This window comes from Alcaligenes phenolicus (assembly GCF_032063905.1).
In the GTDB taxonomy this organism is placed as follows: Bacteria; Pseudomonadota; Gammaproteobacteria; order Burkholderiales; family Burkholderiaceae_B; genus Alcaligenes; species Alcaligenes phenolicus.
On record NZ_DAMBOE010000005.1, the window covers coordinates 1 to 26,672 of the forward strand.

At 55.1% G+C, this 26,672-nt stretch carries 23 protein-coding genes; 12 read left to right on the top strand and 11 right to left on the bottom strand.

Annotation, left to right across the window (positions count from 1 at the left end; genetic code table 11):
- Window positions 1–570: 570 nt before the first annotated feature.
- The 3 genes from U2949_RS11450 to U2949_RS11460 all read left to right on the top strand — a co-directional run bounded on the left by U2949_RS11450 (window position 571) and on the right by U2949_RS11460 (window position 4,203).
- Window positions 571–1,938: a diguanylate cyclase gene (locus U2949_RS11450; RefSeq protein WP_026484886.1), complete on the top strand. Its 1,368-nt coding sequence runs from the start codon at window positions 571–573 to the stop codon at window positions 1,936–1,938.
- 220 nt (window positions 1,939–2,158) lie between these two features.
- Window positions 2,159–3,007, top strand: coding sequence for an archaetidylserine decarboxylase (gene asd, locus U2949_RS11455; protein WP_321287835.1), 849 nt, complete (start codon window positions 2,159–2,161; stop codon window positions 3,005–3,007).
- 194 nt (window positions 3,008–3,201) lie between these two features.
- Window positions 3,202–4,203 carry an Lnb N-terminal periplasmic domain-containing protein gene (locus U2949_RS11460; protein ID WP_321287837.1) on the top strand — a complete coding sequence of 334 codons (1,002 nt, stop codon included), beginning with the start codon at window positions 3,202–3,204 and terminating at the stop codon, window positions 4,201–4,203.
- A gap of 217 nt (window positions 4,204–4,420) precedes the next feature.
- Here U2949_RS11460 and U2949_RS11465 read toward each other — a convergent pair whose 3' ends face one another.
- Window positions 4,421–5,338, bottom strand: a complete 918-nt coding sequence (locus U2949_RS11465) for a pyridoxal-phosphate dependent enzyme (RefSeq protein WP_321287839.1) — start codon at window positions 5,336–5,338, stop codon at window positions 4,421–4,423.
- A gap of 562 nt (window positions 5,339–5,900) precedes the next feature.
- On the opposite strand from U2949_RS11465, the gene U2949_RS11470 reads away from it, so the two are divergent.
- The 4 genes from U2949_RS11470 (at window position 5,901) to U2949_RS11485 (ending at window position 9,529) form a co-directional block, all read left to right on the top strand.
- Window positions 5,901–6,254, top strand: a complete 354-nt coding sequence (locus U2949_RS11470; protein ID WP_021447165.1) for a MarR family transcriptional regulator — start codon at window positions 5,901–5,903, stop codon at window positions 6,252–6,254.
- 270 nt (window positions 6,255–6,524) lie between these two features.
- On the top strand, window positions 6,525–7,313 hold the full coding sequence (locus U2949_RS11475; RefSeq protein ID WP_321287841.1) for a PhzF family phenazine biosynthesis protein: 789 nt from the start codon (window positions 6,525–6,527) through the stop codon (window positions 7,311–7,313).
- Between the two features lie 157 nt (window positions 7,314–7,470).
- Window positions 7,471–8,496 (top strand): hypothetical protein, encoded by a 1,026-nt coding sequence (locus U2949_RS11480; RefSeq protein ID WP_321287843.1) that lies wholly within the window; start codon window positions 7,471–7,473, stop codon window positions 8,494–8,496.
- A 280-nt stretch (window positions 8,497–8,776) separates the two neighbouring features.
- Window positions 8,777–9,529 carry a DUF4880 domain-containing protein gene (locus U2949_RS11485; protein ID WP_257723288.1) on the top strand — a complete coding sequence of 251 codons (753 nt, stop codon included), beginning with the start codon at window positions 8,777–8,779 and terminating at the stop codon, window positions 9,527–9,529.
- A gap of 27 nt (window positions 9,530–9,556) precedes the next feature.
- Here U2949_RS11485 and U2949_RS11490 read toward each other — a convergent pair whose 3' ends face one another.
- A complete protein-coding gene (locus U2949_RS11490; protein ID WP_321287847.1) occupies window positions 9,557–12,859 on the bottom strand; it encodes an autotransporter outer membrane beta-barrel domain-containing protein in 3,303 nt (1,100 codons plus the stop codon).
- Window positions 12,860–13,142: 283 nt separating this feature from the next.
- Here U2949_RS11490 and U2949_RS11495 point away from each other — a divergent pair, with 283 nt between their 5' ends.
- On the top strand, window positions 13,143–13,565 hold the full coding sequence (locus tag U2949_RS11495; protein WP_228125857.1) for a hypothetical protein: 423 nt from the start codon (window positions 13,143–13,145) through the stop codon (window positions 13,563–13,565).
- Window positions 13,566–13,694: 129 nt separating this feature from the next.
- Here the strand turns inward: U2949_RS11495 and U2949_RS11500 are convergent, their stop codons facing one another.
- From U2949_RS11500 to U2949_RS11515, 4 genes are all read right to left on the bottom strand, one after another.
- A complete protein-coding gene (locus tag U2949_RS11500) occupies window positions 13,695–14,084 on the bottom strand; it encodes a DUF6180 family protein (protein ID WP_026483993.1) in 390 nt (129 codons plus the stop codon).
- 198 nt (window positions 14,085–14,282) lie between these two features.
- Complete coding sequence (gene dinD / locus U2949_RS11505) at window positions 14,283–15,146, bottom strand: DNA damage-inducible protein D (RefSeq protein ID WP_026483992.1); 864 nt, start codon at window positions 15,144–15,146, stop codon at window positions 14,283–14,285.
- Window positions 15,147–15,247: 101 nt separating this feature from the next.
- On the bottom strand, window positions 15,248–16,621 hold the full coding sequence (gene mnmE / locus U2949_RS11510) for a tRNA uridine-5-carboxymethylaminomethyl(34) synthesis GTPase MnmE (protein ID WP_026483991.1): 1,374 nt from the start codon (window positions 16,619–16,621) through the stop codon (window positions 15,248–15,250).
- Window positions 16,622–16,913: 292 nt separating this feature from the next.
- Entirely contained in the window at window positions 16,914–17,465 is a 552-nt protein-coding gene (locus tag U2949_RS11515; protein ID WP_003800785.1) for a helix-turn-helix domain-containing protein, read from the bottom strand.
- 160 nt (window positions 17,466–17,625) lie between these two features.
- Between U2949_RS11515 and argE the strand changes: the two genes are divergently transcribed.
- From argE to U2949_RS11535, 4 genes are read left to right on the top strand one after another with little or no spacing between them, the layout of a single operon-like run.
- Window positions 17,626–18,822 carry an acetylornithine deacetylase gene (argE, locus tag U2949_RS11520; RefSeq protein WP_035274907.1) on the top strand — a complete coding sequence of 399 codons (1,197 nt, stop codon included), beginning with the start codon at window positions 17,626–17,628 and terminating at the stop codon, window positions 18,820–18,822.
- Between the two features lie 30 nt (window positions 18,823–18,852).
- Window positions 18,853–19,827 (top strand): threonine ammonia-lyase, encoded by a 975-nt coding sequence (locus U2949_RS11525; RefSeq protein WP_321287853.1) that lies wholly within the window; start codon window positions 18,853–18,855, stop codon window positions 19,825–19,827.
- Between the two features lie 2 nt (window positions 19,828–19,829).
- The gene (locus U2949_RS11530) at window positions 19,830–20,834 is read left to right on the top strand and encodes an ornithine cyclodeaminase family protein (protein WP_026483988.1); all 1,005 of its coding nucleotides are present in this window, start codon (window positions 19,830–19,832) and stop codon (window positions 20,832–20,834) included.
- A gap of 30 nt (window positions 20,835–20,864) precedes the next feature.
- Window positions 20,865–21,836 (top strand): tripartite tricarboxylate transporter substrate-binding protein, encoded by a 972-nt coding sequence (locus U2949_RS11535; protein WP_321287856.1) that lies wholly within the window; start codon window positions 20,865–20,867, stop codon window positions 21,834–21,836.
- Between the two features lie 169 nt (window positions 21,837–22,005).
- Here U2949_RS11535 and U2949_RS11540 read toward each other — a convergent pair whose 3' ends face one another.
- The 5 genes from U2949_RS11540 to rnpA all read right to left on the bottom strand — a co-directional run bounded on the left by U2949_RS11540 (window position 22,006) and on the right by rnpA (window position 26,651).
- Window positions 22,006–22,395, bottom strand: a complete 390-nt coding sequence (locus U2949_RS11540) for a VOC family protein (protein ID WP_321287858.1) — start codon at window positions 22,393–22,395, stop codon at window positions 22,006–22,008.
- Between the two features lie 104 nt (window positions 22,396–22,499).
- The gene (locus U2949_RS11545; RefSeq protein ID WP_321287860.1) at window positions 22,500–23,942 is read right to left on the bottom strand and encodes a catalase; all 1,443 of its coding nucleotides are present in this window, start codon (window positions 23,940–23,942) and stop codon (window positions 22,500–22,502) included.
- Window positions 23,943–24,271: 329 nt separating this feature from the next.
- Entirely contained in the window at window positions 24,272–25,939 is a 1,668-nt protein-coding gene (gene yidC, locus U2949_RS11550; protein ID WP_026483984.1) for a membrane protein insertase YidC, read from the bottom strand.
- 107 nt (window positions 25,940–26,046) lie between these two features.
- Complete coding sequence (yidD, locus tag U2949_RS11555; RefSeq protein ID WP_021447161.1) at window positions 26,047–26,289, bottom strand: membrane protein insertion efficiency factor YidD; 243 nt, start codon at window positions 26,287–26,289, stop codon at window positions 26,047–26,049.
- Entirely contained in the window at window positions 26,286–26,651 is a 366-nt protein-coding gene (rnpA, locus tag U2949_RS11560) for a ribonuclease P protein component (RefSeq protein ID WP_009461433.1), read from the bottom strand. The genes yidD and rnpA overlap by 4 nt, the downstream gene beginning before the upstream one ends.
- Window positions 26,652–26,672: the final 21 nt, after the last annotated feature.

The following is a 26,672-nucleotide window of genomic DNA, read 5'->3' on the forward strand; positions in this document are numbered from 1 at the left end:
CCGACCCGACCCGACCCGACCCGACCCGACCCGACCCGACCCGACCCGACCCGACTGCGGCGGCCAGGCTGTCTTATGGAAATCTGGGTATTTGCTCAGTATTGGATATAAACCCAGTCCCATGTGCCCGTTTCCCGGCACTCCCTCCCCTGCCCAAGCACTAGCGCGCTTTATTGATCGTTCTCTGTCCGGATGCCAAACGTGGCTTTTTGGCGATAGTGGGCAATTCGTTTTGTCAGCTATCTACTTTGATAGGACAATCTGCTCACTGTGGAACTTTCGGGGCGTTTAGGCCGACAAAGCCATGGGTTTGAATCGCAAGTTGCTGTCAAAGTGAGGCGAAACCGGCACTTGCTCCAGTACATGGACACCGTATTTCTGCCTTGGCCCGTGGAATCACCCACTTATCTTTAAGGGGTATGTTTTTTCCTTGTGGGCAGCAAGGGTATTCTCCTGCTAGCCCGTGGCCTGAATCGCTATAAGAAATAGCGCGAAATCTCCCCTCATGTAACAATTGGCGCCAAGGCTGTTTAATCCTTAAGTATCGTCTCGCTACTCTCCCTGTACTTCATGTCTCAACCGAATATCGAAGAAGCCGCTCAGGACTGGCACGGCTTGCTCCAGAAAGTGCCCCTGGCGGTCCGTGCTCATGTGCTGACTATCACCCAAGATAACCAGGACGAGCTTGCGACCCACTTTTATACGCATATGCTCAAGCACCCTGCCGCACAGGTGTATCTCTCGCATGATCAGGTACACAAGCGCTTGCATCGCTCCTTGCGCAGTTGGTTGGTACAGCTGTTTTCGGTGGATGAACACAGTGATATGCAAGATCAGGTCAAGCTGCAAAATCAGGTTGGCGAGGTTCATGCTCGGGTTGGGGTGCCGGTTCACCTGGTGCTGCGTGGTGCACGCTTGCTCAAGGGGCGTTACGCCCGCTTCCTGTTTGAATCTTCGACTATTAGTTCCGAGCAGGCCTGGGAGTGCTATCGCTACATTCAGAATTTCATTGATCTGGCGATGGAACTGATGAGCCATGCTTATGCCAATTCGCGTGAGCGTAAATCCCGTGCCGAAGAGTCCTATCGCCTGTTTGCCATTGTGCAGAACGTGGCGGCCGAGCGTGGCCGACAGCGAGCCGCGCTGCTGGATTGGGAAAATCTCTTCATGTTTGCGATGGCGGTCAACAACGGTGTGACGCCTGCCCCGCGGATTGGAGATTCGGACTTCGGTATCTGGTTCAAGCATAAGGGGGCGCATGCCTTCCAGGGCACGGTAGAGAGTCGTGAGATCCTGGACTTGATGAACCTGATTGATACCGAGCTGATGCCGGCTTTCGAGCAAGGGGACGCGAAAGGACAGGTTCTACGCTTGCATGAGCTGCGTGATCGAACCCGAGCCATTGGTTTGCACCTGGATCGCTTGTTTGAGCAGCAAAACGAGCTGGAATCGGGCCGGGATGTGCTGACCCGCCTGTTAAGCCGCAAATACCTGCCTGTCGTGCTTAGCCGTGAAGTGGGCTATGCGCAGCAGCGGGGATCGCGTTTTGCGCTGCTGGCCGTGGATATAGACTTCTTCAAGCGGGTTAATGACACTCATGGCCATGATGCCGGTGATCGTATCCTGCGTCAGTTTGCTGAGCTGCTCAGCAATAGCGCGCGTGCTGGTGATTATGTATTTCGCCTTGGGGGCGAAGAGTTCCTTCTGGTATTGGTCGATGTGGATGCGGATGGTGCGATGCGTGCTGCCCGTAATTTGCGTCTTCGTATTCATGCGGAAACCTTCCGGGTTGCGGATGGCGAAAGCATGAGTATCACTGCCAGTATTGGCGTGGCCTTGTACGATGGTCATCCGGATTACGAGCGCACGCTGCGCCGGGTTGACCGCGCCTTGTATCAGGCCAAAGAAGAAGGCCGCGACCGGGTTGTATACGTCTGATGGGACGGGCTTGCCCGCCCTTTTATGTCGTATGGCGGCAACCTGTGCTACAAGTGCGTATTGTTTTGTTCCTGCCAGTGTTTGGTGCCTGATTCCTGACTGTTGCGCGGCCCTTGAAGTGGCGGCCCCAGCCTGGTGTGGCGCGTGAAACACATTTACATTGAATGGCATAAACGCTTTGGCCCCAAGCTGAAGCAGGATTTGTTTGCGAGCTGATTTTATGCATCCCCGTTTGGCTGTTCTTCCCCAGTACCTGCTCCCTAAACAGGCTCTGACCCAGTTTTTAGGCAGCTTGGCCTCCAAGCCCATGGGTGGGCGCACGACCTGGGCTATCAAGCGTTTTATCGACCGTTATCAGGTCGACATGAGCGAGGCAGAAAACTCCGACCCAGCCAGCTACGCCACCTTTAACGAGTTTTTTGGTCGTGCCTTGCGTCCGGGTGCCCGCCCTATCGCGGATACGGCCTTGGTCAGCCCGGTTGATGGTGCCATCAGCCAGTTGGGGCCCATCCAGGGTGCCGAGGTGTTCCAGGCGAAGGGGCATAGCTACTCGACGACGGCTTTGGTAGGCGGAGACGCTCAGGAGGCAGCCCGCTATCAGGATGGGCTGTTTGCGACCCTGTATTTGAGCCCTAGTGACTATCACCGGGTACACATGCCTTGTGCAGGTGTGCTCAAGCGCATGATTCATGTACCGGGTGATTTATTCTCGGTCAATCCGACGACGGCGCGCGGTGTTCCCGGCCTGTTTGCCCGTAATGAACGTGTGGTCTGCTTTTTTGACTCCGAGCAAGGCCCGTTCGTCTTGGTGCTGGTGGGGGCGACGGTGGTGGGCAGTATGGTCACGGTTTGGCATGGTGTGGTAAATGCCTCGCGTGACGGCAATATCCACGAGTGGAACTATGAAGGTCAGAATATCGCCCTGGAAAAGGGACAGGAAATGGGCCGATTCCTGCTGGGTTCCACAGTGGTGATGCTGTTCCCCAAAGAAAGCGCATATCGTTTTGACCCGAGCTGGCAGCCGCAAGGCGTAATCCGCCAAGGTCAAGCGATGGGCTATCAGGGCTAAACCCTGTTTTCTAATGAATAAAACCTGTGTTCAAGTGGACACAGGTTTTTTTTTGTCGGGCCGCTCGAGGCTCGGTGTCTTCGGAAAAAACTCCCTCTTTGGAGAGGCAGCAAGCCGAAGGCGTTGCCTGGGGGCTTTTTTTGACTGTTCAGCGCTTAAAAGTAATCTGTATTCAAGAGGTCTGTGGAGTGAGTATGAAAAGGTGGGGGGCGATGGTGATCAAGATTTTGGTCCTGTTATTGGTCTTGGCGGTAGCGGCCTGGGGCGCGCTGGCACTACAGTTTCAGATGTCAGCAGGTCTGGGGCGCTGGCTGGCATTGGCTGGCTGGGTAGCGGTAGCTGTATTGAGCCTGTATGCCTTGAGCAAGGGCAAGAACTGGCTCTTCGTACCCCAGGCGTTGGGCTTTTTGGTGCTGGTGGTCTGGTGGAGCAGTATTGCGCCCAGCAACGACCGGGAATGGGCGCCTGATGTGGCCAGAATGAGTTACGGCGAGGTAAATGGTTCAGTGGTGACTCTGCACAATGTGCGTGACTTTAACTGGCGCAGCGAGACCGATTTTGATGAACATTGGATTAGCCAGGACTACGATCTGCAGACGCTCAAATCGGTAGATATGTTCCTTTCGTACTGGATGGGCCCGGTGATCGCTCATACTCTGGTGTCTTTCGGGTTTGAGGATGGCCGCCATGTGGTGTTCTCGGTAGAAATACGCAAGGAAAAGAACGAGGCATTTTCTGCGATAGGCGGTTTTTTCAAAGAGTTCGAGTTGAGCCTGATCGCGGCAACAGAGCAGGACATTGTGCGTACCCGCAGCAATATGCGCGGCGAAGACGTGTACATGTACAGCGTGGAGTTGGCGAAACCTGCCATGCAGGCCTTGTTCTTGTCTTATGTGGAGCAGGGCCAGCAATTGCAGACTACTCCCCGTTTCTACAACACCTTGACGGCTAATTGCACCACCATTGTTTATGACATGGTCTCCAGGATTGTGGACGGGATACCGTGGGACTGGCGTGTGCTGGCTTCGGGCTATTTGGCCGAGTATGTATATGGTCTGAATGCTTTGGCACCAGGCCATAGTTTCCAGAAACTGAAGCAACTGGGCTACATCAACCCGAGGGCCTTGTCGCAGCAGGAGGGGCAGGATTTTTCTGCTTTGATTCGACAGGATTTGCCTCTCGTAAAGCCTTTTTAAGGCTGTTTTAGGCGCTTTTGTTCCACGTGAAACATATGTTTTACTTCATACGTTCTGAAAATTAGAGCGTATCAGGAATGAAAAGAAGAAACAAAAAACCCATCATATGAAAATCATGTGATGGGGTTTTTTAATCCCTGTGCCCTGGTTTTCAGATTGCAGCTGCGAGAGAAAATAATTATTTTTGCTAAATGCGTCAGGGCTGTTCAAGGACAGCTTAAGGAGTGGCCCTCCACTGCACCAACTGCTCCAGCGTCATGGTGTTGCCACCACACACAACGACCAGAATGTTGTTGTAGGGTGCCAGGGCCTCATGATCCAGGTAGAGAGTCGACAAAGTCGCGCCACATGCGGGTTCCACCAGAACTCGATGGTCGGTCAGAAAGCGTAAACACGCACTGACGGCCTGGGCATCGCTGACTTGAACGCAGGTGGTGGGATGGGATTGGCTGACGGCGTAAGCCTGGTCGCAGACGCGTGGTGCAGCCAAGGAGGTGGCGACCCCACTGACTTCGCTAAGTGTGATGTGCTGGCGCTGCCTCACCGACTCGCCCAGGCTGGCGGTGCCCTGGGTTTCTACCGCAATAATCGGGGTTTTGTCCCAGCCCTGCTCCCGCAGGCCTTGGGCCATACCGCATAGCAAGCCACCCCCGCCTACAGCCAGCAAGACGGCATCCGGCTGTACGCCCATTTGGGCCACTTCTGCGATCAGGCTGGCATGGCCTTCCCAAAGCAAAGGGTCATCAAATGGGTGAATCAGGGCGTCGTCTTCCTGCACCAGGGTCAGCGCATACTCATGAGCTTCCTGCCAGTTCTTGCCGATTACGTGCAGCTCGGCCTTTTCCCGTTGAATCAAGCGTCTGGCGTGTTCGCTAGTGGTTTCGGGGACCACAACAAGGGCGGGCATCGTCAGGCGGCGTCCGGCATAGGCAAGGGCAATTCCGGCATTGCCTCCCGAAGAAATGATAAAGCGCTTCTTTCCTTGCTGGGCATGGTGCTGACACAAGTGGCCAATACCGCGAATTTTGAATGATCCGCTAGGTTGCAGCGCATCCATTTTTAACCAGATTTGTTTGCCAAGCTGCTCGCTCAAGGCGTGTGAAAAAATGAGCGGTGTCTCAAGGTGAAGAATCATTTCTTATCGTTCCAGATTTTATAGTGATCTGAGGGGGCGCGTTGGGCGCTCCGAGCGCTGTTCACCACATTTTATCGATCTGAAACTCGTGTGGCTAAAGATCCTGGACACGGTTTTGTGACGACCAGGACAAGCGGGCGGAAAATTGTTTGGAAAGGATGCTTATATCATCGGACCTGGATTGTGTAACTGTTCTTGTTCCCCACACTAAGTCCCTTTATTAGCGTTTAATGTGAGGCAGCTTACTAACTAACTACGTGTCTGCACCTTCTTACAATTTTGCGACGTCAGGACTGTAGTGTTCAAGCTAAATCAAGGGCTTATCTGATAAAATTCCAGATAAATCGCCCGACTCAAGACCCCTTTCCGTACGGAATTCAGGCCCGGTCTTAAGCGTTTAATTTTAAGTGCATGATAAGCACCGAAACTCATTCCAATCACTCGGGCCATAAAGCAGTGTTGTTTTTTGCTTTGCCTGGGCGGAATAAAAACAATAATAACCAGAACTTATTTCTAGAAAGGACGCTGTGGTAGCGGTTCTTAAAGGAATAAAGATTTTGTTATGAAAACTGCCACCAGACCTGCTGATATTTATATGCGTTTTTTGCAGCTCGCCGATTCGCTGCATACCCTGCCTTGCTTGCCTTGCCTGGACCCTCTTGAAGAGCGGATTCTGGTGCTGGTTGCCAAGGCATCGAAAGACTGTTTGCGTTTGTCGGTGCGCGATGTCATGGCCGTCGAACGGCTGGGATCGCCTGCGACCATTCATACCCGCCTCAAATCCATGCGCGAGAAAGGCTGGATCGTCCTTAGTGATACGGAGGACACTCGCCGCAAACAAGTGGACTTGAGCCAGGCTGCCCTGCTGCATTTTGATCGTCTTTCCGCCTGTCTTTTAGAGGCGGCAAATGTTTGATTGATCAAATGGCGCGGCCTTGCACCCGATGTAATTGCTAACCCGCAAAAAGAAGCTTTTAGCATCAGGTAAATAAGTGGGTAGCGCTCGGGTCCAACTAATGGAATGCAAACAGGCGTTTGCAAAAAGCGCTCGCGTGTCTGGTGCTTAAAAAAACGGAAAAGATAGGTGGTATTAAAACAATGCCCCTGTTCCGCGGATTTACCTGCCTTCAAAGAGTCTATTTTTCTATACTGGGGACTCACCTTGAATTCCATGCCTGGAGGCAGAATGCGCTTACCCATCTATCAGCTTGATGCCTTTACCGACACCTTGTTTGCAGGCAATCCTGCCGCCGTGGTGTTGTTGCCCGAGTTCCCTGACGATGCCTTGATGCAGTCGATTGCGCAGGAGAACAATCTTGCCGAAACCGCCTTTCTGGTGCCACAAGGCCAGGACTTTCGCCTGCGCTGGTTCACCCCTACGGTAGAAGTGCCCTTGTGTGGACACGCAACATTGGCCAGCGCCGCGGTTGTGCTGCAGCATGTGCGTCCCCAGGATAGCCAGGTAGTGTTCCACACGCTAAGTGGCGCTTTGACGGTGCGTCGTGACCAAGACAGCTATGTCATGGATTTTCCTGTGCGCCCGGTTCACCGTGTGGATGACAATCCTTTGCTGGAGCAAGCCTTGGGCACCAAGATTACGCAACTGTGGCGTAATGACTTCACCCATTTGGCTGTATTGGAAACGGAAAAGCAAGTGCGACAGCTGCAGGTGGATGCGGCAGCCATGCTGGCCAGTGGGTGTGACGGATGCATTGTGACAGCGCCGGGCTCGGGCCAGTTTGATATTGTCAGCCGCTTTTTTGCTCCTGGCCACGGTATTGAGGAGGATCCGGTTACGGGCTCGGCCCATTGTGCTTTGCTGCCGTACTGGGCTCCTATCCTGGGCAAAACTCATATGTTGGCGTATCAGGCTTCTGCCCGTGGTGGTGTATTGGACTGCACCTTAACGGGTGACCGCGTGTTCTTGAAAGGCCAGGCCGTCCTGTATATGGAAGGCCACATCCAGATCGCCTGAGACGACGCCGATCGTTTTAAGCAGGCATGGCGGTGCTGTGCCTGTGTTTGTAACTTCCTTCCCTTGTTTTTGCCCAATCAGCATAGTAGTCAGCAAGACAGGCTGTACATTTTTTCGGCCTTCTTTATTGCGACTTTTTATGGTTTTTTGATCTCTTATGATTCCTGTCGCTCCATTTTCTTTGCTGTTTCTGCTGATTATTACGCTTGGGCCGCTTGCCTTAATTATTGTGCTGGTCTGGGTGGTTTTGCTTTTAGTACAGCCACGGCGCCGGGCAAACTTCAAGAAAAAACCCTGGCCACGCCTGCTTTTTTTGCTTCCTTTGCTTGTATTGGCGCTCTACTACAGTTATTTCCAGTGGGAGGTCTATCAGTTCGATAAACGCCAGGAACAGGAGCTGGCTAGTCGGCAGCATGTTTTAAAAGAGCCTGGTCGTTTTGCCGGAATTGATATGCCAGCCGGAACAGAGCTGGAGTTGAGTGTGTGGGGCGACCCGGACAGCGTGTCCTGGGCTCGTTTCCCGGAGGCGGTCATGGTAGGCAATGCCCCAGTGCTGTCTTTCAAGCGCCCCCGGCCCGATTTGCAGAACTCCAGCTGGAAGCTGCATCTGGCAGGCGATACGGAATTGGAGGGCTGGCATTGTGATGGCAGCCAAGTGCTTGAAATGGAACAAGATCCCATGGCAGAGCACGGCTTTCGTTTTGTCAGCTGCTTTTTGGCGAAAGGGAATCAGATCAGGGGCTGGAGTCCCTATGCGGCGGCTTCCAATATGAACACAGCCCCGGATTTTGTTCTGGATCTACCTGCCGGCACTTTGGTTCAGGCCAGGCCGGATGGGACTTTGTATGTCAACGGTGAGCGGGATCAGGACCGGTGGATGGTACGTGTAGAGGAAGAGGGTTTACAGGTTCAGGCATGGAATCTGCCTTTGGAACGTGCTTATTTCTCAGTCGATAAAAATAAAGATCTGCTTTATCTCTCGCATGCTCAATTGGCCCGGGAATTTCAATTCGGCGGATTTAGTTATCCAGCCGGTACGCGTGTGTCGACGCCCAACTATCGCTTTTACCCGCAGTGGCCACTTTTATTGAGAATGGTATTGCCTGCGGACGACGAATCTGATCAAAGAAAAGAACAGGTTCATGACCTGCTTAGCGGCCAAATTTTGGACGAATTTCACTAGTTAACGGCCTGGTTCCGGCTTTTTTTACCTGTAATCTGCATTTTTTTTGTGGTGAGTGTAATTAAATAAGGCGAATTTGTTTGGAATGGGTCAATTTGAGTTAATGTAAGCATTTGAAGCGAATGTATAAAATAAAAACGTATCGTTTTCAAAGGTGGAATTTAGAGGGTTGGTGGCTGCTGGTTTCGTTTTTTAAGGTTTTGGCCTTGAGCGGAAGAGACAATCCGTCGGACTGAAACCGCCCTATTGCTGGCTTAACTGAACAAGGTTAGATGCCGCTATGACGACATATCAAGGGGAACTGCTGGAGCATACGCAGGCCCACGCACAGGCTGCTTACTGGTTTACTCGCTTGAACTCGGGCGAGGCTACCGCAGCTGAATTACGGGAATTTGAGGATTGGCGCCGTGACAATCCTGAAAACGAACGTTCATATCGATATATTTGCTATTTTTGTGACGCCAGCCTGGATGCGCCCGAGCATGAGATACGCCGTTTATTGGCTGGCTCGGGGGAAAAGCCAGTGTTGCTCAAGCCCTATCACCGTGGTTTGCTGGCGGGTTTTCTGGTGTTGGCCTTGGCGCTGACCGTGTTTTTCTCCTGGCCCGAGCCGATATTGCGAGAAGAGCACCTGGTATCGGGGGCTCAAATGCTGGAGCAACGGTTTGTTGATGGGGCCGTGCTGCGCTTGGGCCCGGATTCAGCCCTTGAAATCCGTGAATACGAGGACAGATTGAATCTGCAGCTTTTACGGGGACAGGTCACGCTGTTGCTGGCTGATCCCACACCAAAGAGCGTGACGGTCTTTTCCAGCTTTGCCCAGGCTCGCAGTAACAAGGGGCAGTTCTCGGCTTTTCTGGACAGCGATCAAATGAAATTTGCTGTGGATACTGGATCGGTCGAAGTATCTAGCGGGACATGGTGGCGTCGACAGAGTCGGGTCTTGATTCCCGGTCAACATATTGATGTGGATCGATGGTCTGGAATGAAACGGGTTCAACCCGCTCCTGTATCTCCGAATGAGGCCGACTAACAGTCGGCCTCTTACGTTTCAGAGCGTTTAGAACATCCAGTTCAGGAACAATTTACCGTTTATATCGGCACGGCTATCCCCTAATAAACGGGTACTGGCCGACAGACCTAAACGCAGACGTTCGGATTGCTGCAAGCTGATGCTGGTGCCCAGCGCCAAAGCATGGCTATCTACCCGCGCGTAACGACCATCAAAACTCACGGATTGGGCACTGGCAAAGGCCGCTTCCTGGGTCTGGTTACGGCTTAGCAACGCCTGCTCCCAAGCCACCGACAAGGACGTTTGCAGTTGGCGATCCTGGCTTAAATTCCAGTTTTGACGCAGGGCCAGGCCGATAGAGGCCTGCAAGGCGTTTTGACGGCTGGAGTCCAGGCGCAGACGGCTGGCAGCATCACCACTCTCTTCCAGTCCAGGACGCCGGTAATGGAGGTAATCCAGAGCCAGAACCGGCCCGATGCTGCCGTTCTCGCCCAGCGCCCAGTTGTAGCCAGTCTGTACACCGAGCGAGAAGGTATGCCCTGTCCAATCCGAGGAGGGACGTGCTTGATAGCCCGCGAAGCTGATGTTGCGGTTCATCTTGCCCTGTTCGATACCCACTCGTAGTTGGGCCAAGCCATTCCAGCCTTCCTGGCTGTAGCCACGGTAGCGGGCATGCGCCCCCAGGCCCAGACCGGTCAGCTTGCTCTTGGCCTGGAAGGGGGCGTCTACGTTGACGCGCTGCTCGTTGGCATTACCATGCACCCCCAGGCTCCAGTCACTGCCTTCAGCCCGGTGTTCCGCCCCCAGCATTACCCCATAGGTCTCGCTGCGGTGGTCAACATCGTTGTTACCCAGTTGCCAGTGGTAGCGGCCCCCATAGGTCTGGATGAAGCTTTGCCAGCCGCTCTTGTTGATACCGTCGGTTTGGCGCAATTGTTCGGATACCAGTTGTTCGCGACGCAAGGCGGCGGCGGTTTGGGCAGCGTAAGATCCTGCACTTAACTGGTCCAAAGCCAGGCCGATATCGCTGCCATCAGTCCGAGAGAAGTCCATGGCCTGATACACCGCTGCCAGGGACTGATTGCCCGAGGAGGCTTGTGCCAGGCTGGTACCTACTGAGGCTGCATTGGGCGAAGCAGCATATTGCGCATAAGCGTCCTGATTACGGCTGACAGTCCAGCCATTGCCCGTGCTTTGTACACTCAGGGTGGGAGATGCCAGCGTGGCATTGAGCGCAGCAAACTGCCCTTGTGTTTGGCTGGCAGTGAACACCTTGTCCTGATTCAGTGTCCAGCCGTTCTGATACCAGTCTGGCTGCAGGTCCACGTGCAGTTCACCATCCAGCTGAGCCAAGCCTTGCACATCAATATGATCGTTCTGCGTGGTCGAGGCCTCCACCAGCATCCGGGCAGCGGCACCTTGAACAAAGTTGCCCTTGATCGTCATGTTCCCGTAGGAATTCCCAGGGCTGAGTGTGCCGTTATTGGTGAAGTTGTATTCAGGGTTGATGGTGAATTCGCTATTGCCGTACAGAGTAGCGCCCTGATCCACGTGCAAGCCAGATAGCTCGTGCTGTCCGTTCAAGGAAGTAGCGCCCCCGGCAATGACGACCGCCAGACTATTCTGGCCCTTGATATTGCCGTCATAACGCATCTGGAAGTTGGGGTCAGCCGCATTGGTGGCACGGCCATGTTCATCGGCCTTTTGACCAAAGCTGATGCGGGTCAGGCGCAAGTCCTGATTGTCATCCCGGCGGTTGTAATCCGAGGTGATGTCTCCCGTAATCTGCGCGCCCTGCAAAATATTGATGTTTTGTACCCAGGCATTGTCCGCGATATGGATGGCTGCTTTCTGGCCTGACAAGGTGCCGGACAGATCGTAGTTGCTGATCAAGGCACCTTGCAAAATGGTTGGTACAGGACGTAGCTGGCCACCCTCTAGGACTAGCCAGGAGCCGTGATACTGATCGTCGCTACCCATGGCGTTCTGGCCGAAATCAAACAAGGCACCCACGCCATCCTGGCCATCTGCGCGGACTTCGCCTTGCTGGACAATATTGTGTAGGCGGCCATAGCTGAATTGCAGGCCGCGGCCATACCAGCCTTGAGCATGAATAAGCGTCGTCTTGGGGATGATCAGCGTGTTTTCACTACCATCCACACGTACACCTACCCCTCCTGGACCGGCTGTCAGCAGATCCGCTGCCTGGGTAATGGTGTTGCGTTCGCCATAAATGTGCAGGCCCAAGCCTTGTGTGGCCATGTTGTACTGGCCGGGCAGGTAGGCTGTGCCATCTGCATTGCGTGCAAAGTAGCCATTGGTATTGTTCAGGGTGACATCGTCCCCATAGACCGAATAGCCAAAGAAGTTGCGGCGATCAATGCTCAGCCCGATATCCTGCAAGGCGGCAATTTCGGCCTCCATCAGATTCACGTAGTTGCGATAGGTCTGATGGCTCATCAAGCTGTTGCGCAGCTCGGTGTGGCTCATGTAGTTGCGGTCCACGCCGTACTGCGGTTGGTCGTGGTAGTTCAGGATGCTGACGGGGACGCCCGGCATGGCACCATTCAGGACTTCCTGTACGTGATCCCCGGTGAAGTAGCCCTTGTCCTGGCGCAGGTCAAAAGCGGCAGGATCATATGGGTTGGAGCAGACCGAACACAGGATCTTTTGCCCGGGGCTCGGGGCTCGGCCCTGGTCATCGCGCAAGCCCAAGGCCCAGGGGCTAAGCTCACTCAGGAAGAAGGGATCGGGTGGATCAGAGCTGTCGCCAGGCAGGGTATCTGTGACCGTATTGCTGATGCCCAAAGCGTGGGCCAGCTCGTGGAAAATCACTGCATTGTAATCAGCCTTGCCTGTTAAAGGCAGTTGGCTGGGGTTGACGGGGGCCGTGTCCAGATCTATTTTTCCAACACCGATAATGGCATCGGGATTAGTCGGGTCACCCTGGAATAACCCCAGCAAGCGTGCTTGTAAGGCTGAGAGGGTGAAATTGGGGTATGCCGAGTCGTTCCATTTCTTGCCATAGGCATTGGCATTTTTGATGCTCATGGTTCCCAGATTGATCACAGCCGGTGTATACCCTGCTGGCAAATTGATGATTTCAGCCCAGCGCTCCAGTGCGGCACGAATTTTCAGCCGGCCATTCTCGTCGATATTCCAGGGGGAAACGCGTTGATCGGTCTCATCCGACGCATCGTAACTGCCATCATCAGGTCCATAGACCCTCAATTCAAAAGCTTGTTGACCTTGTTTGTTCAGAATGAATTCTGTCTCGTAGGCATAAGCGCTGCTGGTCCCGCTCAAGGCTAACAGGGTGTGGGCTAGTAGTGCTTTGATTTTCAAGTCCATGGGGTTCCGATCTCAATGAGAAGACAATGGATAGGGGGTATTTTTTCTATCCAGATAAATAAAAGTGTTTTTTGTTGCCGTTTACTTCTGGGTTGTATTGAGCATCTGAGTAAAAGGCGCAACACTTGATGACATGCTCAGTGGTAAAGAACTACCGGGTTTCAGCCGTAACCCCTAAGGGAGAACGTGTTCAACAGAGGAAAGTATGCCGATAGAGATCAGTGGACAGGGTTTAATACATAGACAAAATATGCCCGTGGCCGAACCGATAAACGCGACGGCCATGACGCCCCCTGTAGTGTCAGAGCAAGAAGATGCAGGTTCCATAGACTCGTCGGGACGTATCAAGGTGAGCCTGTCATCCTTGGGAAAAGAGCTGTCGCTGACCAGTCAGCAAGCCAAAAAACAAGAGCGCGACAAGGATATTGATGACAGTTCTCTGCCCGATGGCATCAAGGACATCCTTAAGCGCATCCGCGACCTGAAAGAGCAGATTCAACAGAAGTTGATGGAGCTGCAGCGTGTGCAGGCCAGCGATAAAGGCAGCGAAGCGGAGAAGAAACAGGAACTGGAGCGAGTGCAAAGCGAGCTCACCAGCCTGAATGCGGCGTTGGCCAGTGCGCATGCCATGTTGAACAAGGTCATGGACGACATTGAGCTGGGTGGTGAGGGCCGAATGGAAGTAGCGGATTTATTGATGAAGTAAAAAGCCGTTCGATTGGCTTTGGGAGTCCTTGGGGCGCAGGTGGTTTGTTGGGGGCGGTTTTGCCCGTATGAACCCGTTTACTGCGCCCTTTTTTGCGCCTTTGATATTCAGGTGTCGGCTGGATACCGATCAGGGTTGGGTCGCGACTGTTAAAGCCTGCGTGATTTTGTGATTAAGCTGATGCGGAGACATCAAATCCGCCGTGACCTGCGCCTTGGTGTGAATGATATAGGCGGTCGACGGGTTCAAATCAATGCAATACACCACCAGCGAGCCGCCCCCCATAGGGGCAGCGCCGATATATACCCCTAATTGATCGTTGGCCGTTGGCTCGTTGCGCTGCTGATAGCCTTCCCCTGCCGCCGTTTGCTTGACCGTATCCAGACACTGAGCCACGTTCAAACGAGAGATGGAGCGCTGCTCGGCTTCTAGCTCCAGAGGCACCAGATCCTGGGCCTGGACGGCCCAGGTGGTATGGACCAAAGCGGCCATCAAAACCCACTTGTTGAGTGTGTGCATGACGCCCTCCCGCAGGAGACGATGGAATACCCAGCATAGTCCTGATTAAGGGGGGCGGGTTTTGATAGGGCTTAATTCAGGGATGAATTTCGGGTTTTTACTGAGTTTGGGGTTTGCTAGTAGCCGCCTGGATAAGGCAAGCAGGTGGCCGTTGGTACGCAGTATGTTCCACGCTTTCTTTAGCCAGGATTGTGGGTCTTAGTTCCTCAGCTTTTGGGTGGGTAGTTTCCCGGTTTGCTTCAGCAGTTTCTTTTCTTCCGTTTTGACGCGACGCTCCAGCTTTTTAATATCTTCCTCGGCTGGGAGCTGCTCAGGCTGAATACCGCGCTGGCCGAGCATATCGCGCACGCTGCGGTTGTTCTGTTCATGCTCGCGGGTGATCGACGTTTCGCCATGCAGCTGCTCTTGCGTGACGTTGTGATTCGTCATCTCTGTAGCAAGGTTCTTGGCAGCAATGGTTAACGTAGGCAGAAAGTCGGCCAAGGGGCGGCTTTGAATAATGCCGTAACGGTCTTTCATCATCTGGGTGGTGTGCCCACCAAATAGCGCTGCATCCCCTTTGGATCGGATGCGGCCAAAGCCTTTGTCGTCTACGCCATGTTCATAGAGGTTTTGCGATAGCGTTCTTTCGGACTCGCGAAGGCGTTCACGGGCATCCAGCCTGGCCTGCAGACGCATGCGGTCTGCAATCAGCTCCTGTTTACGGGTCTGGATGGCGAAGTAGCTTTGAGCAAAGGCAATGGCTGGCTTGCGTGGGTCGCCGTTCTGGGCGATGAGGTAGCAGGCATAGCGGGTGAGCATGATGTCTTCTATTGAACGATCTGCTCCGCTGCCAATCTGGACCATTTTCGTGACGCCACGAAAATGGTCCCCTTCTTCGTAACCCGTTGTTTTACAAGACTCCACCGCCCGATCTATCGCCGTCTTGAAGTTCTCCCAGCGCACATAGCCCAAAGGCTCCATCAAGTCGCGGGCGAACCAGAACTCCACGCCCTCTTCTGGGATGGTGTGGCTCAAGCCGTCGAACTGGTTTGTTAGCTGCTTAATGTCTTGAGATTCCACTTGATGTCTCCGGGGTATATGACACTTGCCATCACGTCGCCAAAAGCCTTGTCTGGTTCTGGGGCTAGAGCGATGAGACACCGAGGATGTTCAGGCCTGCATCACTTCCCAATACAAAAACTGGAGAAAATCTCCCCCAGCAAGTCATCGCTGCTGAACTCGCCGGTAATCGAGCACAGATCCAGATGTGCCAGACGCAGCTCTTCCGCAAACAGATCCAACACCTGATCGCTGTGTGTGGCGTGTTCCGCAGCCAGGCCCAGGTGGTACTCCGCGCGCTCCAAGGCCCGCAGGTGTCGTTCTCGTGCCAGCCAGGGGGACTCACTGCCGGGGTTCCAGCCTGCGATATCCAGCAAGGTGCGGCGCAAGGTGTCCAGACCGACATCCTTACGGGCAGAAATCGGCAGCACGGTGGCGCCGCTTTCCTGTGCCGGCAAGGCCGCCTGTTGCTCAGCTGTCAGCAAGTCTATCTTGTTATAGACGCGCAGCACGGGTACGTGTGATGGCAGGCGAGTGGTAATGGCACTATCGAGCTCGTCTTGCGGGTTGCGAGCATCGAGCAGGTGCACGATCACGTTCGCCTTGGCGATTTCGTCCCAGGTTCGGGCGATACCGATGCGCTCTACGGTGTCCTCGGTTTCACGCAGACCAGCGGTGTCCACGATATGTAGCGGGATGCCATCGATGTGGATCAGTTGCATGACGCGGTCGCGGGTGGTGCCGGCGATGTCGGTCACGATGGCCACATCTTCACCGGCCAGGGCGTTGAGCAGGCTGGATTTGCCCACATTGGGCTGGCCTGCCAGTACAACGTGCAGGCCCTCGCGCAGGATCGCCCCCTGACGTGAATGCTGCAGGATGCGTTCCAGCTCGTCCTGTATGCCTTGCAGGGTGGCCGCCGCCTGATACTTTTCCAGGAAGTCGATTTCTTCTTCGGGGAAATCCAGGGTAGCTTCTACCAGCATGCGCAGGTGAATGATACGGTCGGCCAGGGCGTTGACGTTGTTGGAAAACACGCCGGACAGGGACGCGACGGCACTGCGGGCCGCGGCTTCCGATGAAGCGTCAATCAGGTCTGCCACGGCCTCGGCCTGGGCCAGGTCCAGTCTGTCATTCAAGAAGGCGCGCTGGGTGAACTCGCCGGGCTCGGCCAGGCGCAGGCCCTGATCTTTACCTGCTTCCAGGCAGCGATCCAGCAGGCGGCGCAGGACAGCCGGGCCGCCGTGGCCCTGCAGCTCCAGCACATCTTCGCCGGTATAAGAATGCGGGCCTTTAAAGAACAGCGCGATGCCTTCGTCGATCGCCTCGCCTTGTGCATCCTTGAAGGGCAAAAAGTGCGCATGACGCGCTTGCAGCGTACGGCCAAACAGGGTCTGGATCAGAGCATCAAGCTCCTTGCCGGACACACGGATGACACCAATACCACCCCGGCCGGGGGCGGTGGCAATAGCCACAATAGGGGAAGAACTGGACATGGGCAGATCGATCAAAGAGGCAGAACAGAGCCGTATTGTAATGGAGCAGGTGGATGGTTCGGGCTTGGCACACTAGGCCTTGTTGGGGTCTGAAGCGCTTGTGTTTATTTACCTGTGGCCCAGGCTCTTGAGAATCAGGCAATCAGGCAATCAGGCAATCAGGCAATCAGGCAATCAGGCAATCAGGCAACCTAGCAGACATCTGGGTTATCTAACCGGGGCCAAAGCAAATAAACAAGCGCTTTGGTATGTCACCAAAGCGACTGAAGCCAGCTGTCTACGCATCTTAAGTCTAGTGATTGTTCACACAAACCACCAAGATCTCTACGCTTTCCCCGTGTTCGCACAGATACAAGTGGCCCAGATTGCTTTTGAAGTAGATGCTGTCGCGCGCCTGCAGCACGTGGCGGCGCCCGTCCTGAAACTGCATGGTCAACTGCCCTTCGATCACAAAAATAAACTCTTCGCCTTCGTGCTGGCTGAAGTCGCTGGCATCGCGTGGTTTACCGGCCAGGACGCGGCCGTGCATGGGCGTCATTTTCTTGTTGATCCACTCCGAGGCCAGCATACCGTATTCGTAGCGGTGTGCATGGTAAGTCACGGTACGCGAAGCCCGGCCCACCAGAATATCCATGCCGGATTCATTCTGATCGCGAGGCGTCTTGAACAGATCGGACAAATCCATCTTCAAGGCCCGGCTGACGGCCAGGAATTTCTCATAGCTCAGGCCAATCAGGCCGCGCTCTGCCTTGGACAGGGTGGACAAAGACACATTGGATAAGCGTGCCAACATCAGCAGGGTCAAGCCCTGTCGTTTGCGTTCATCACGTATGCGCGCCCCCATAGCTGTTTTGCTCAATAAGTTGGGGGCGGTGTTGGCTAAGTCTTTTGTCATAACCTAAAGAAGTAAAAAACCATCTTCTTATAAATAATATTAATTTTCTTATAGGAAAACTCTGTCCTATTGTATAGAACTACACGCTTTACGCTGGGAGAAAGAAGGCATGACTGCGTTGTTTGATCCTACTGCTTATCCCTCTACCTCGGTGGAATGGATACAAAAACTGATTGCTTATGATACGACAAGCCGGGAATCCAACCTGGAACTGATTCATGACGTGCAGGCCTATTTGCAGCAGCAAGGGCTGGAAACCGTGCTGACGCATGACGCCAGTGGCCGCAAGGCCAATCTGTTCGCCACGATTCCGGCCGCTGATGGCACGCGTACAGGTGGCATTGTTTTGTCGGGCCATACCGATGTGGTGCCCGTCGACGGTCAGAACTGGAGCAGTGACCCTTTCAAAGCCGAGATTCGCGACGACCGCCTGTATGGCCGCGGTACTTGCGACATGAAAGGCTTTGTCGGTGTGACGCTGCAATTGGTTCCTGAAATGCTGGCGACCAAGCTGGCCAAACCCATCCACCTAGCCTACTCCTACGACGAAGAAGTGGGTTGTGTGGGCGCGCCCGTGATGATTGATGATTTGGTCCGTCGTGGCGTAAAACCGGAAGGTTGCGTGGTGGGTGAACCCACCAGCATGCGCACCATCGTGGCGCATAAAGGCATTAACGCCTATCGCTGCCGGGTGCACGGTCATGCCGCGCACTCCTCGCTGACCCCCAAGGGTGTGAACGCGATTGAGCATGCTGCTCGCATCATTACCGCCATCCGTGATCTGGCCGACGACTACAAGAGCATGGGTCCCTATGACCATGATTTTGACGTGCCCTTCACCACTTTGCAGACCAGCATGATTCGTGGCGGCATCGCCTTGAATACCGTGCCTGACCTCTGCGAGTTTGAATTTGAATATCGCAATCTGCCCGGCGTGGACCCCGAGCCGATCTTGCAGGAAATTCGTGAGTTCATCGACTTGAAAGTCCTGCCTGCCATGCGCCGCGAGCATCCCGATGCTTTGGTGGAGCTGGAAAAGCTGGCAAGCGCCCCCGGCCTGAATCCTGAAGAGCAGGCCGCCATTACCAAGCTGGTGCGTGAACTGACACGGGACGACACGGTGCGCAAAGTGGCCTATGGCACAGAGGCAGGTCTGTTCCAGCAAGCCGGTATCCCTTCGATTATTTGTGGTCCCGGCAATATCGAGCAGGCCCATCGCCCCGATGAGTACGTGGAGCTGGCGCAAGTGGAGCAGTGTGAGCAGTTCTTGCGCGCTCTGATTCGCAGTCAGGCCGTGGCCTCCTAAAAATAGGCAAACAGGTTTCAAGGCAAACCCATGACAACAGAAAAAGTTACCAAGGAAAATGTTGTGCAGGCGCATGAGCGTCTGCGCCCTTATGTGCGCCAGACGCCCGTGTTTGATTACCAGACCGGGCGTCTGGATAGCGCCGTCAATTTCAAGTTTGAGCATTTGCAGGCCTCGGGCACGTTCAAGGCACGCGGTGCTTTCAACAACTTGCTGAGCTTGTCTGAAGAAGCACGCCAGCAAGGGGTGACCTGCGTCTCTGCAGGCAACCACGCCGTGGCCGTGGCCTATGCCGCCCATCAAATGGGGGTGAAAGCCAAGACCGTCATGATCAAGACTGCCAGTCCGGCGCGCGTAGCTCTGTGCCGCGAATATGGGGCCGAGATTGTTTTTGCTGACAATGGCGAGCAGGCGTTTGAACTGGTGCGTCAGATAGAGAAGGACGAACAGAAGACTTTCATTCACCCCTTCAGTACCTACCCAACCGTGCTGGGAACGGCCACCCTGGGCTACGAGTGGTTGCAGCAAGCGGGTAAGCTGGATGCGGTGCTGGTGCCGATTGGTGGCGGTGGCTTGGCCGCCGGTGTATCGGCAGCCGTCAAGCTCTGGCAGCCTGATTGCGTGGTCTATGGCATCGAGCCTGTGGGAGCAAATGTCATGGCGCTTAGCCGCCAGGCTGGCGAACCGCAAAAAATCGGCGCCATGCAGTCCATCGCAGACAGCCTGATGGCTCCGCATACCGACGAGTTTAGCTTCCGCGTGTGTCAGGACAATGTCGACACTCTGGTGACGGTCAACGACGACCAGATCCGCGCTGGCATGCACTTCCTGTTCAACGAATTCAAGATGGCCACTGAACCGGCTTGCGCGGTGGCGACAGCCGCCTTGATGTTCCCCTTGCGCAAACATCTGGCCGGGCAACGAGTGGGCGTGCTGTTCTGCGGCTCCAACACGGATACCGACACCTTTATCCGCCATATCACCACGCCACTGGCGCAAGGCTAAACATGCAGCTAAGCGTTTATGTCGCTAAAGCCCAGGAAGTGTACGAGGGGCTGGATATGGGGGCGGCGATTGATCTGATGCGCCAGGGTTTTATCGCCATGCAGCAAGGGCGTATTGATCAGCCCTTGCGCACGATTGTGCGCAGCAATTTGTCTAGTGGGTTTCTGGGCATGATGCCTGCCTGCATCGACATGCCCGAGATTTATCCCGAGCCTTTGTACGGCGCCAAGATGGGTACGCTGTTTCCAGACAATGTGCGCCTGGGTAAGGACCCCCATCAAGGCTGTGTGCTCTTGATGAGCGGCTTGACTGGCGAGACTCGTGCCATTCTGGACGCCAGCAGCGTTACGGCCTTGCGCACCGCGGCGGTCAGTGGCCTGGCTACCGACATGCTGGCGCGCCCGGATGCCAGCGTGCTGACCTTGTTTGGTGGCGGGCATCAGGCCTTGTGGCAGTTGCGTGCCGTGGCGCAAGTGCGTCGCTTGAGCAAAGTGTTTGTGATTACCCGCTCCGCACAGTCGGCGCAGCATTTCATTGAGGAAGCCCAGGCATATCTGGATTGCCCCTTGATAGCTGGAGTCTCGGCCCAGGAAGCCGTGTCCCAATCGGATATGGTACTGACAGCCACCAGCTCTGCCACGCCTGTCTTGCAGCGTGAATGGCTGCGCCCTGGCACGCACATCACCGCCATGGGCTCCAGCACACCCGCCAGCAGTGAACTGGATGGCCCCACCATGACGGCAGGCCGTTTGTTTGTGGACCGTGCGCAATCCACTCGTAACGAGTCGGGCGAGTTCTTGAATGCGTGCAAGCAGGGCTACTTGTCGGCGGATACCGAGCTGAACGAGCTGGGTGCCGTTCTGGAGGGGCAAGCCGCAGGCCGTATCAACAATGAAGAAATCACGATTTTTAAATCCTTGGGCTTGGCATTCGAGGACGTATTGACGGCAGCCGCCTTGTTAAGCCGTCATGCCGCACAAGGGAATGGACGAGTAGTAGAACTTTAATAGCGTCATCAAGAGGTAGGGAGACAAGTAATGAAAAAGAAATGGGCGCAGGTTTTGCTGGGAACGGCGTTGGCATTGGCAACGGGCATGTCTGTTGCCAGCAAATTGCCGGACACCATACGTTTGGTCGTAGGTTATCCGGCCGGAGGAACAGCGGATGCCGTCGCGCGGGTGTATGCCGAGCAATTGCGTGAAAAGCTGGGTGTGAATGTGGTTGTGGATAACCGCGCAGGCGCGGGCGGGCAGGTTGCTGCTCAAGGTTTTTTGCGCTCGCCTACCGATGGCTCGGTGCTGTTGGTCGCCAATAATCACATGATGACTACCCTGCCCCTGACCGTAAAAACGGTCAGCTACGACCCAATAAAGGACTTTGCGCCGGTGGCCGTGATCGCCAAGTTCGAACATATCTTTGTGGTGGGTAAAACCACGCCTGCCAATACCTTGCAGGAGTACGTGGAGCTGGTGCGCAAAGAACCGGAAAAGTACGGCCACTATGGCATTCCTGCCCCCGGCAGCGCCCCCCAGTTCATTGGCTACAGCATCGCCAAGAAGAACGATATCCAGATGTCTCCCGTGCCTTATAAAGGGGGAGCCCCTCTGATCAACGACCTGCTGGGTGACCATATTCCCGCTGGTGTGGATGCGGTGGGCATGATTACCGAACACGTTGCCGCCGGTTCGGTGCGGGTGCTGGGGATTACCGGCGTGGAACGTCTGCCTATCTTGAAAGACGTGCCCACCTTTGCAGAAATGGGCTATGGCGATCTGAAGGCGTCGGGCTGGATGGGGATTTTTGCCCCGCTGGGCATGGAGCCGGAGATGGTCAAACAGTTCCAGGATGCCTTCAATGAAGTGGCCAAGCTGCCACGCATTGAAAGCGCGATTGTGCCGATCGGCTTCAGACCCGAGTCGGGCGATGCTCAGGAACTGTCCCGCATTGTTCAGGATGATCTGGATACCTGGGGACCCATCATCAAGGAATCGGGGTATTTGCAGCAGTAAAACTCAAGGATGTGGAAAAACGCCCCGCAAGTTTGAGTGTGGGGCGTTTTTGCTTATACATGTAGTTTTCTAACCGCTCTGAAGAAGTCTATGTCAGCAAGACCAGGACAAGCCCCTGTCAGATTGCTCTTGAGGTGCACGGAATGCATATCCCGGATCCAGCACAAACTTATTTAACCGGCGTACACAACTCCACCACAACCCGCTCTGGCGTCTGCACATAAGACACCATCTGCCCCCATGGCTTGTTCTGTGGTGGTGCCAGTTCCGTGCCCCCTTCCGCCAGTGCCTTGGCATGAGCTGCGGGCACATCGTCGCAGACCAGGGCGATTTCAATGGCTAGTGGCACGTCGGATGCGTGAGTCGACAAATGCCCTTTGGGGTAGTTCATGTAGGCCAGCATTTCCCCCGCAAAGGCCAAGGTGGTTTGGCCAGTTTCCAGCTCACCGTACAAGCCGGTTTCATGCAGCATTTTGGTGGTCAAACCAAACGCACGGTTAAAGTAATCCAGTGCCTGGCCGACGTCGGGAACGTAGATGATGGTGTAGCCAAATTTCATAGTAGGGCTCGGTAGGAAAACGCAGGGCCAGTGCAAAAAAAATCGGCCCCCCGATTGTAGAGTGGGGGCCGAACTTTTTATGGCTTTACAAGGCGGGTCAGGGTTTAAAGCTGACCGCGTTTTGTCAGTTCTGCTTTGACACCTGCACCGTAGGCAGGGTCTGCCTTGGTGAAGTGGCCCAGCTGACGCTCGATGATTTCCTTGGGAACACCCGCCATGGCGTCGGCGATATTGCTGAACAGACGCTGCTTTTCCTCGTCGTTGAACAGGCGGAACAGATTGCCGGGCTGCGAGTAGTAATCATCATCTACACGGTGATCCCAGTGATCTGCCGGCTGGCCGTCCAGCGCCAGAGGCGGTTCGCTACGGGGAGCCTGTTGCCATTCACCCTGGCTGTTGGGCTCGTAGTTGATCGTGCCGCCGTTATTGTCGCCAGTACGCATGGCGCCATCGCGGTGGTAGCTGTGGAATGGACAACGCGGTGCGTTCACTGGCAGCAGCCCGTGGTTCACGCCCAGACGGTAACGCTGGGTGTCGCCGTAGGAAAAGATACGACCTTGCAGCATGCGGTCGGGCGAGTGACCAATACCGGGCACCAGGTTGGCCGGCGTAAAGGCGGCTTGCTCCACTTGGGCGAAGTAGTTGGTGGGGTTCTCGTTCAGCTCCAGCATGCCCACATCGATCAGCGGGAAGTCGCCGTGTGGCCAGACCTTGGTCACGTCAAAGGGGTTGATGTGGTAGTTGCGTGCCTGCTCTTCGGTCATGATCTGAATGCGCAGCGCCCAGCGTGGGAAGTTGCCCTTTTCAATGTTCTCGTACAGATCGCGCTGTGAGCTTTCACGGTCCTGGCCCACGACTTTGGCGGCCTCTTCATTGGTGTAGTTGGCAATGCCTTGCTGGGATTTGAAGTGGAACTTCACCCAGTGGCGCTCGCCCTTGTCGTTGATCAGGCTGTAGGTGTGCGAACCGAAGCCGTGCTGCTGGCGCAGGTTACAGGGCAAACCGCGGTCGCTCATCAAGATGGTGACCTGGTGCAAGGATTCGGGCGACAAGGACCAGAAATCCCAGGCGGCGCTCATATTGCGCAGGTGGCTGCGCGGGTCGCGTTTCTGTGTGTGGATGAAGTCGGGGAACTTCAGTGGATCCCGTATAAAGAAGACAGGAGTGTTATTGCCCACGAGGTCCCAGTTTCCGTCTTCTGTATAGAATTTGAGGGCAAATCCTCGAACGTCGCGTTCTGCATCGGCGGCTCCTGCTTCACCAGCTACGGTGGAAAAACGTAAGAAAACGGGTGTCTTGCTGCCTGGCTTGAAGACCTTGGCCATGCTGTACTGCGTGATGTCGTGCGTGACGGTAAAGGTACCGAAAGCGCCCGAGCCTTTGGCGTGTACGACACGCTCCGGGATGCGTTCTCGGTCAAAGTGAGCCAGCTTCTCCAGCAGCCAATAATCCTGCATCAGGACGGGACCACGAGGGCCTGCCGTCATGGAGTTCTGGTTCTCCTCAACAGGGCGGCCAGCGGCGGTCGTCAGGGTTTTGTTGCTCATTGTGTTTCTCCGTTGAAGCTGACCCGAACCGAGGGGGGCGGGTCGTTTTAAGAAGTTGAGATCAGTCTACTTGCCTTGGTCGAAATAGTTAAATAAAATGATTTTAGCGAACGAATAGTTTTTTGCTATTAGGACAGTTTTCATCCCGATCATAGCGGTAAGTAGAAACGCTGCGCATGAAATTTCTATGAACAGAATCTGAAAAGTTAATAAATGTTTGTAAATACGGGCCTTTAGCGATGTTGGGCAGGATCGTTCCGAGTGAACTGGCAGGTAACGGGCAAAAAAAACCCCGCTAAACGTAGCGGGGTTTTTTGTGTCAGAGCGAATTAGCTGTTGGCTGCTTTCGCGCTGTTCTTTTCGATTTGCACCATGATGTAGCGCTGCTGGGCGATGGACAGGATGTTGTTCACGCACCAGTACAGAACCAGACCGGCGGGGAAGAAGAACATCATGCCACCAAAGACCAGGGGCATCAGCATCATGACTTTGGCTTGCATTGGATCAGGCGGAGTGGGGTTCAGCTTGATCTGCAGGAACATGGTACCCATCATGATGGCGGGCAGAATCATCCATGGGTCGCGTGCGGCCAAGTCGTGAATCCACAGAATCCAGGGTGCACCGCGCATCTCGACGCTGCCCAGCAGCACCCAGTACAGCGCAATGAACACAGGGATCTGAACCAGCATGGGCAAACAGCCACCCAGCGGGTTGATCTTCTCGGTGCGGTACATCTCCATCATGGCAGCGTTCAGCTTGGCCTTGTCGTCACCGAACTTCTCGCGCAGGGCTTGCATGCGTGGCGCAAATTGCTTCATCTTGGCCATGGAGCGGTAGCTGGCGGCCGACAGCGGGAAGAACACCAGCTTGATCAGCACAGTCAGCGCCACAATGGCCCAGCCCCAGTTACCCAGCAGGGAATGCAGCCAGGTCAGCAGCTTGAACAGCGGCTTGGAGATGATGGTCAGCCAGCCGTAGTCCACAACCAGGTCCAGACCGGTAGCCAGTTGCGACATGGCTTTCTGGTCTTGCGGGCCTACCCACAGGGATGCGTCCACAGCCTTGCTCTGGCCAGCAGCAATCGAACCGACCGATTCCAGCGTGCGCACGGCGTACAGATTGTTGCCCAGTTTCAGGATTTCGTTGGTGCGTTGCAGATCCTGGGCAGGAACCCAGGCGGTTGCAAAGTAATGCTGCACCATGCCGATCCAGCCGTTATCCACGCTGCGCGCGTAGGTGGCCTTGTTCTTGTCGATGTCCGAGAAGGTGATTTTCTGGAACTTGTCGCCGCTGGAGTAAACCACAGGACCGGTAAAGGTGCTGTACAGGCGGGAAGAGTCGGGTGGGTTGTTGCCGTCGCGAGTCAGTTGCAGGTACAGGCGCGGGTCAATCGCGGCGCCGGTATTGTTCTGGATGTCGTGACGAACCTGGATGTCGTAACGGCCCTTGTGCAGCGTGTAGGTCTTGGTGACTTTCACGTCGTCCGAGGTGGCCTCAAACACCACATCCAGCGTATCGCCCGTCATGTTGCGCTGGCTCGAGACCAGGGTGAACGGGGTCAGGTGGTTGGGCAGGTTCTGGCCAGAGGCACCCACAATACCGGACTGGGCCAGGTAGGTGGAGGCAGGCGAGTTATCCAGCAGCACCATGGGCTGCTCGGGGTTCTCGGGCGAACCGTACTTCAACAGCTCGGCCTTGATCAGCTGGGCACCTTCGGTGCTAAAGCCCAGCTTGTAGACGTCTGTTGTGATGTCGATAGTTTGCGCTGTGGCAGACACCGCGCTGTTGCTCGAGGGCAAGGCAGCAGACGCAGTCGGCTCTTGAGCAGCGGGAACACCACCGTTTGCGGCAGGTTCGTCGGAGGCTGCTGGCGCTTGTGTGGTGGCTGGGGTGGAAGCGAACAGCGATGGTTTGCCGTTATATTCCTGCCAGTTGTTCCACAGCAGCAGCAGTGCAAAGGAGAAGATCATCCATAGGATGGTGCGTCGGATATCCATAGCGCCTGTATCACATTTATAAAGCTGAGCAAAAGCTTAGCAGTTTAACGTAGCTGGTCAGCAAACAGGGGGTTGCCTTGAAAAACAAGGCGCAGACCAGGACGATTTTAGAAAGTGTTGCGGTCTTCGGGCGTGCGAGCGGGCACAGGATCATGCCCTCCCTTGCACCAGGGATTGCAGCGGCAGATGCGTACACCACCAAGCCATAGCCCTTTGAGCGGGCCATGAATTTCAATGGCCTGCAAGGCATAGTTGGAGCAGCTGGGAGTAAAGCGGCAGTTTCTACCGATCCAGGGACTCAGAAAAAACTGGTAAAAGCGGATCGGTGCCGAAGCCAGTTTGCGCATCATGGCCGTACCTTGGAGAACAAGGTGTCGGCCTCGGTGCGAACCAGTTGCTTCAGGGCAGTCAGCGACACCTGGGGTACCTTGCTGTGCAGCCTAAAGACATAGGCGGCATTGGGCAAGCCTTCACGTTTGTGGCGGAAGGTTTCGCGCAAGATACGCTTGATGGTGTTGCGGGTGACGGCGCGGTTGGCAAAGCGCTTGGGGACGATCAGTCCCAGACGGGCGCCTTCGGTCTGGTGTGGATCTTCGCCACGAGAGCGAGTGACCACGAACAAAGCCCCGCGACCTACGCGTTGCCCTTTAAGAGACTGTGCGTATTCGGTGGGGCTATGTAAGCGAGCCGTAGCTGGAAAGGAGGCACGCATGATGCGTATCGTGGGAGTCGG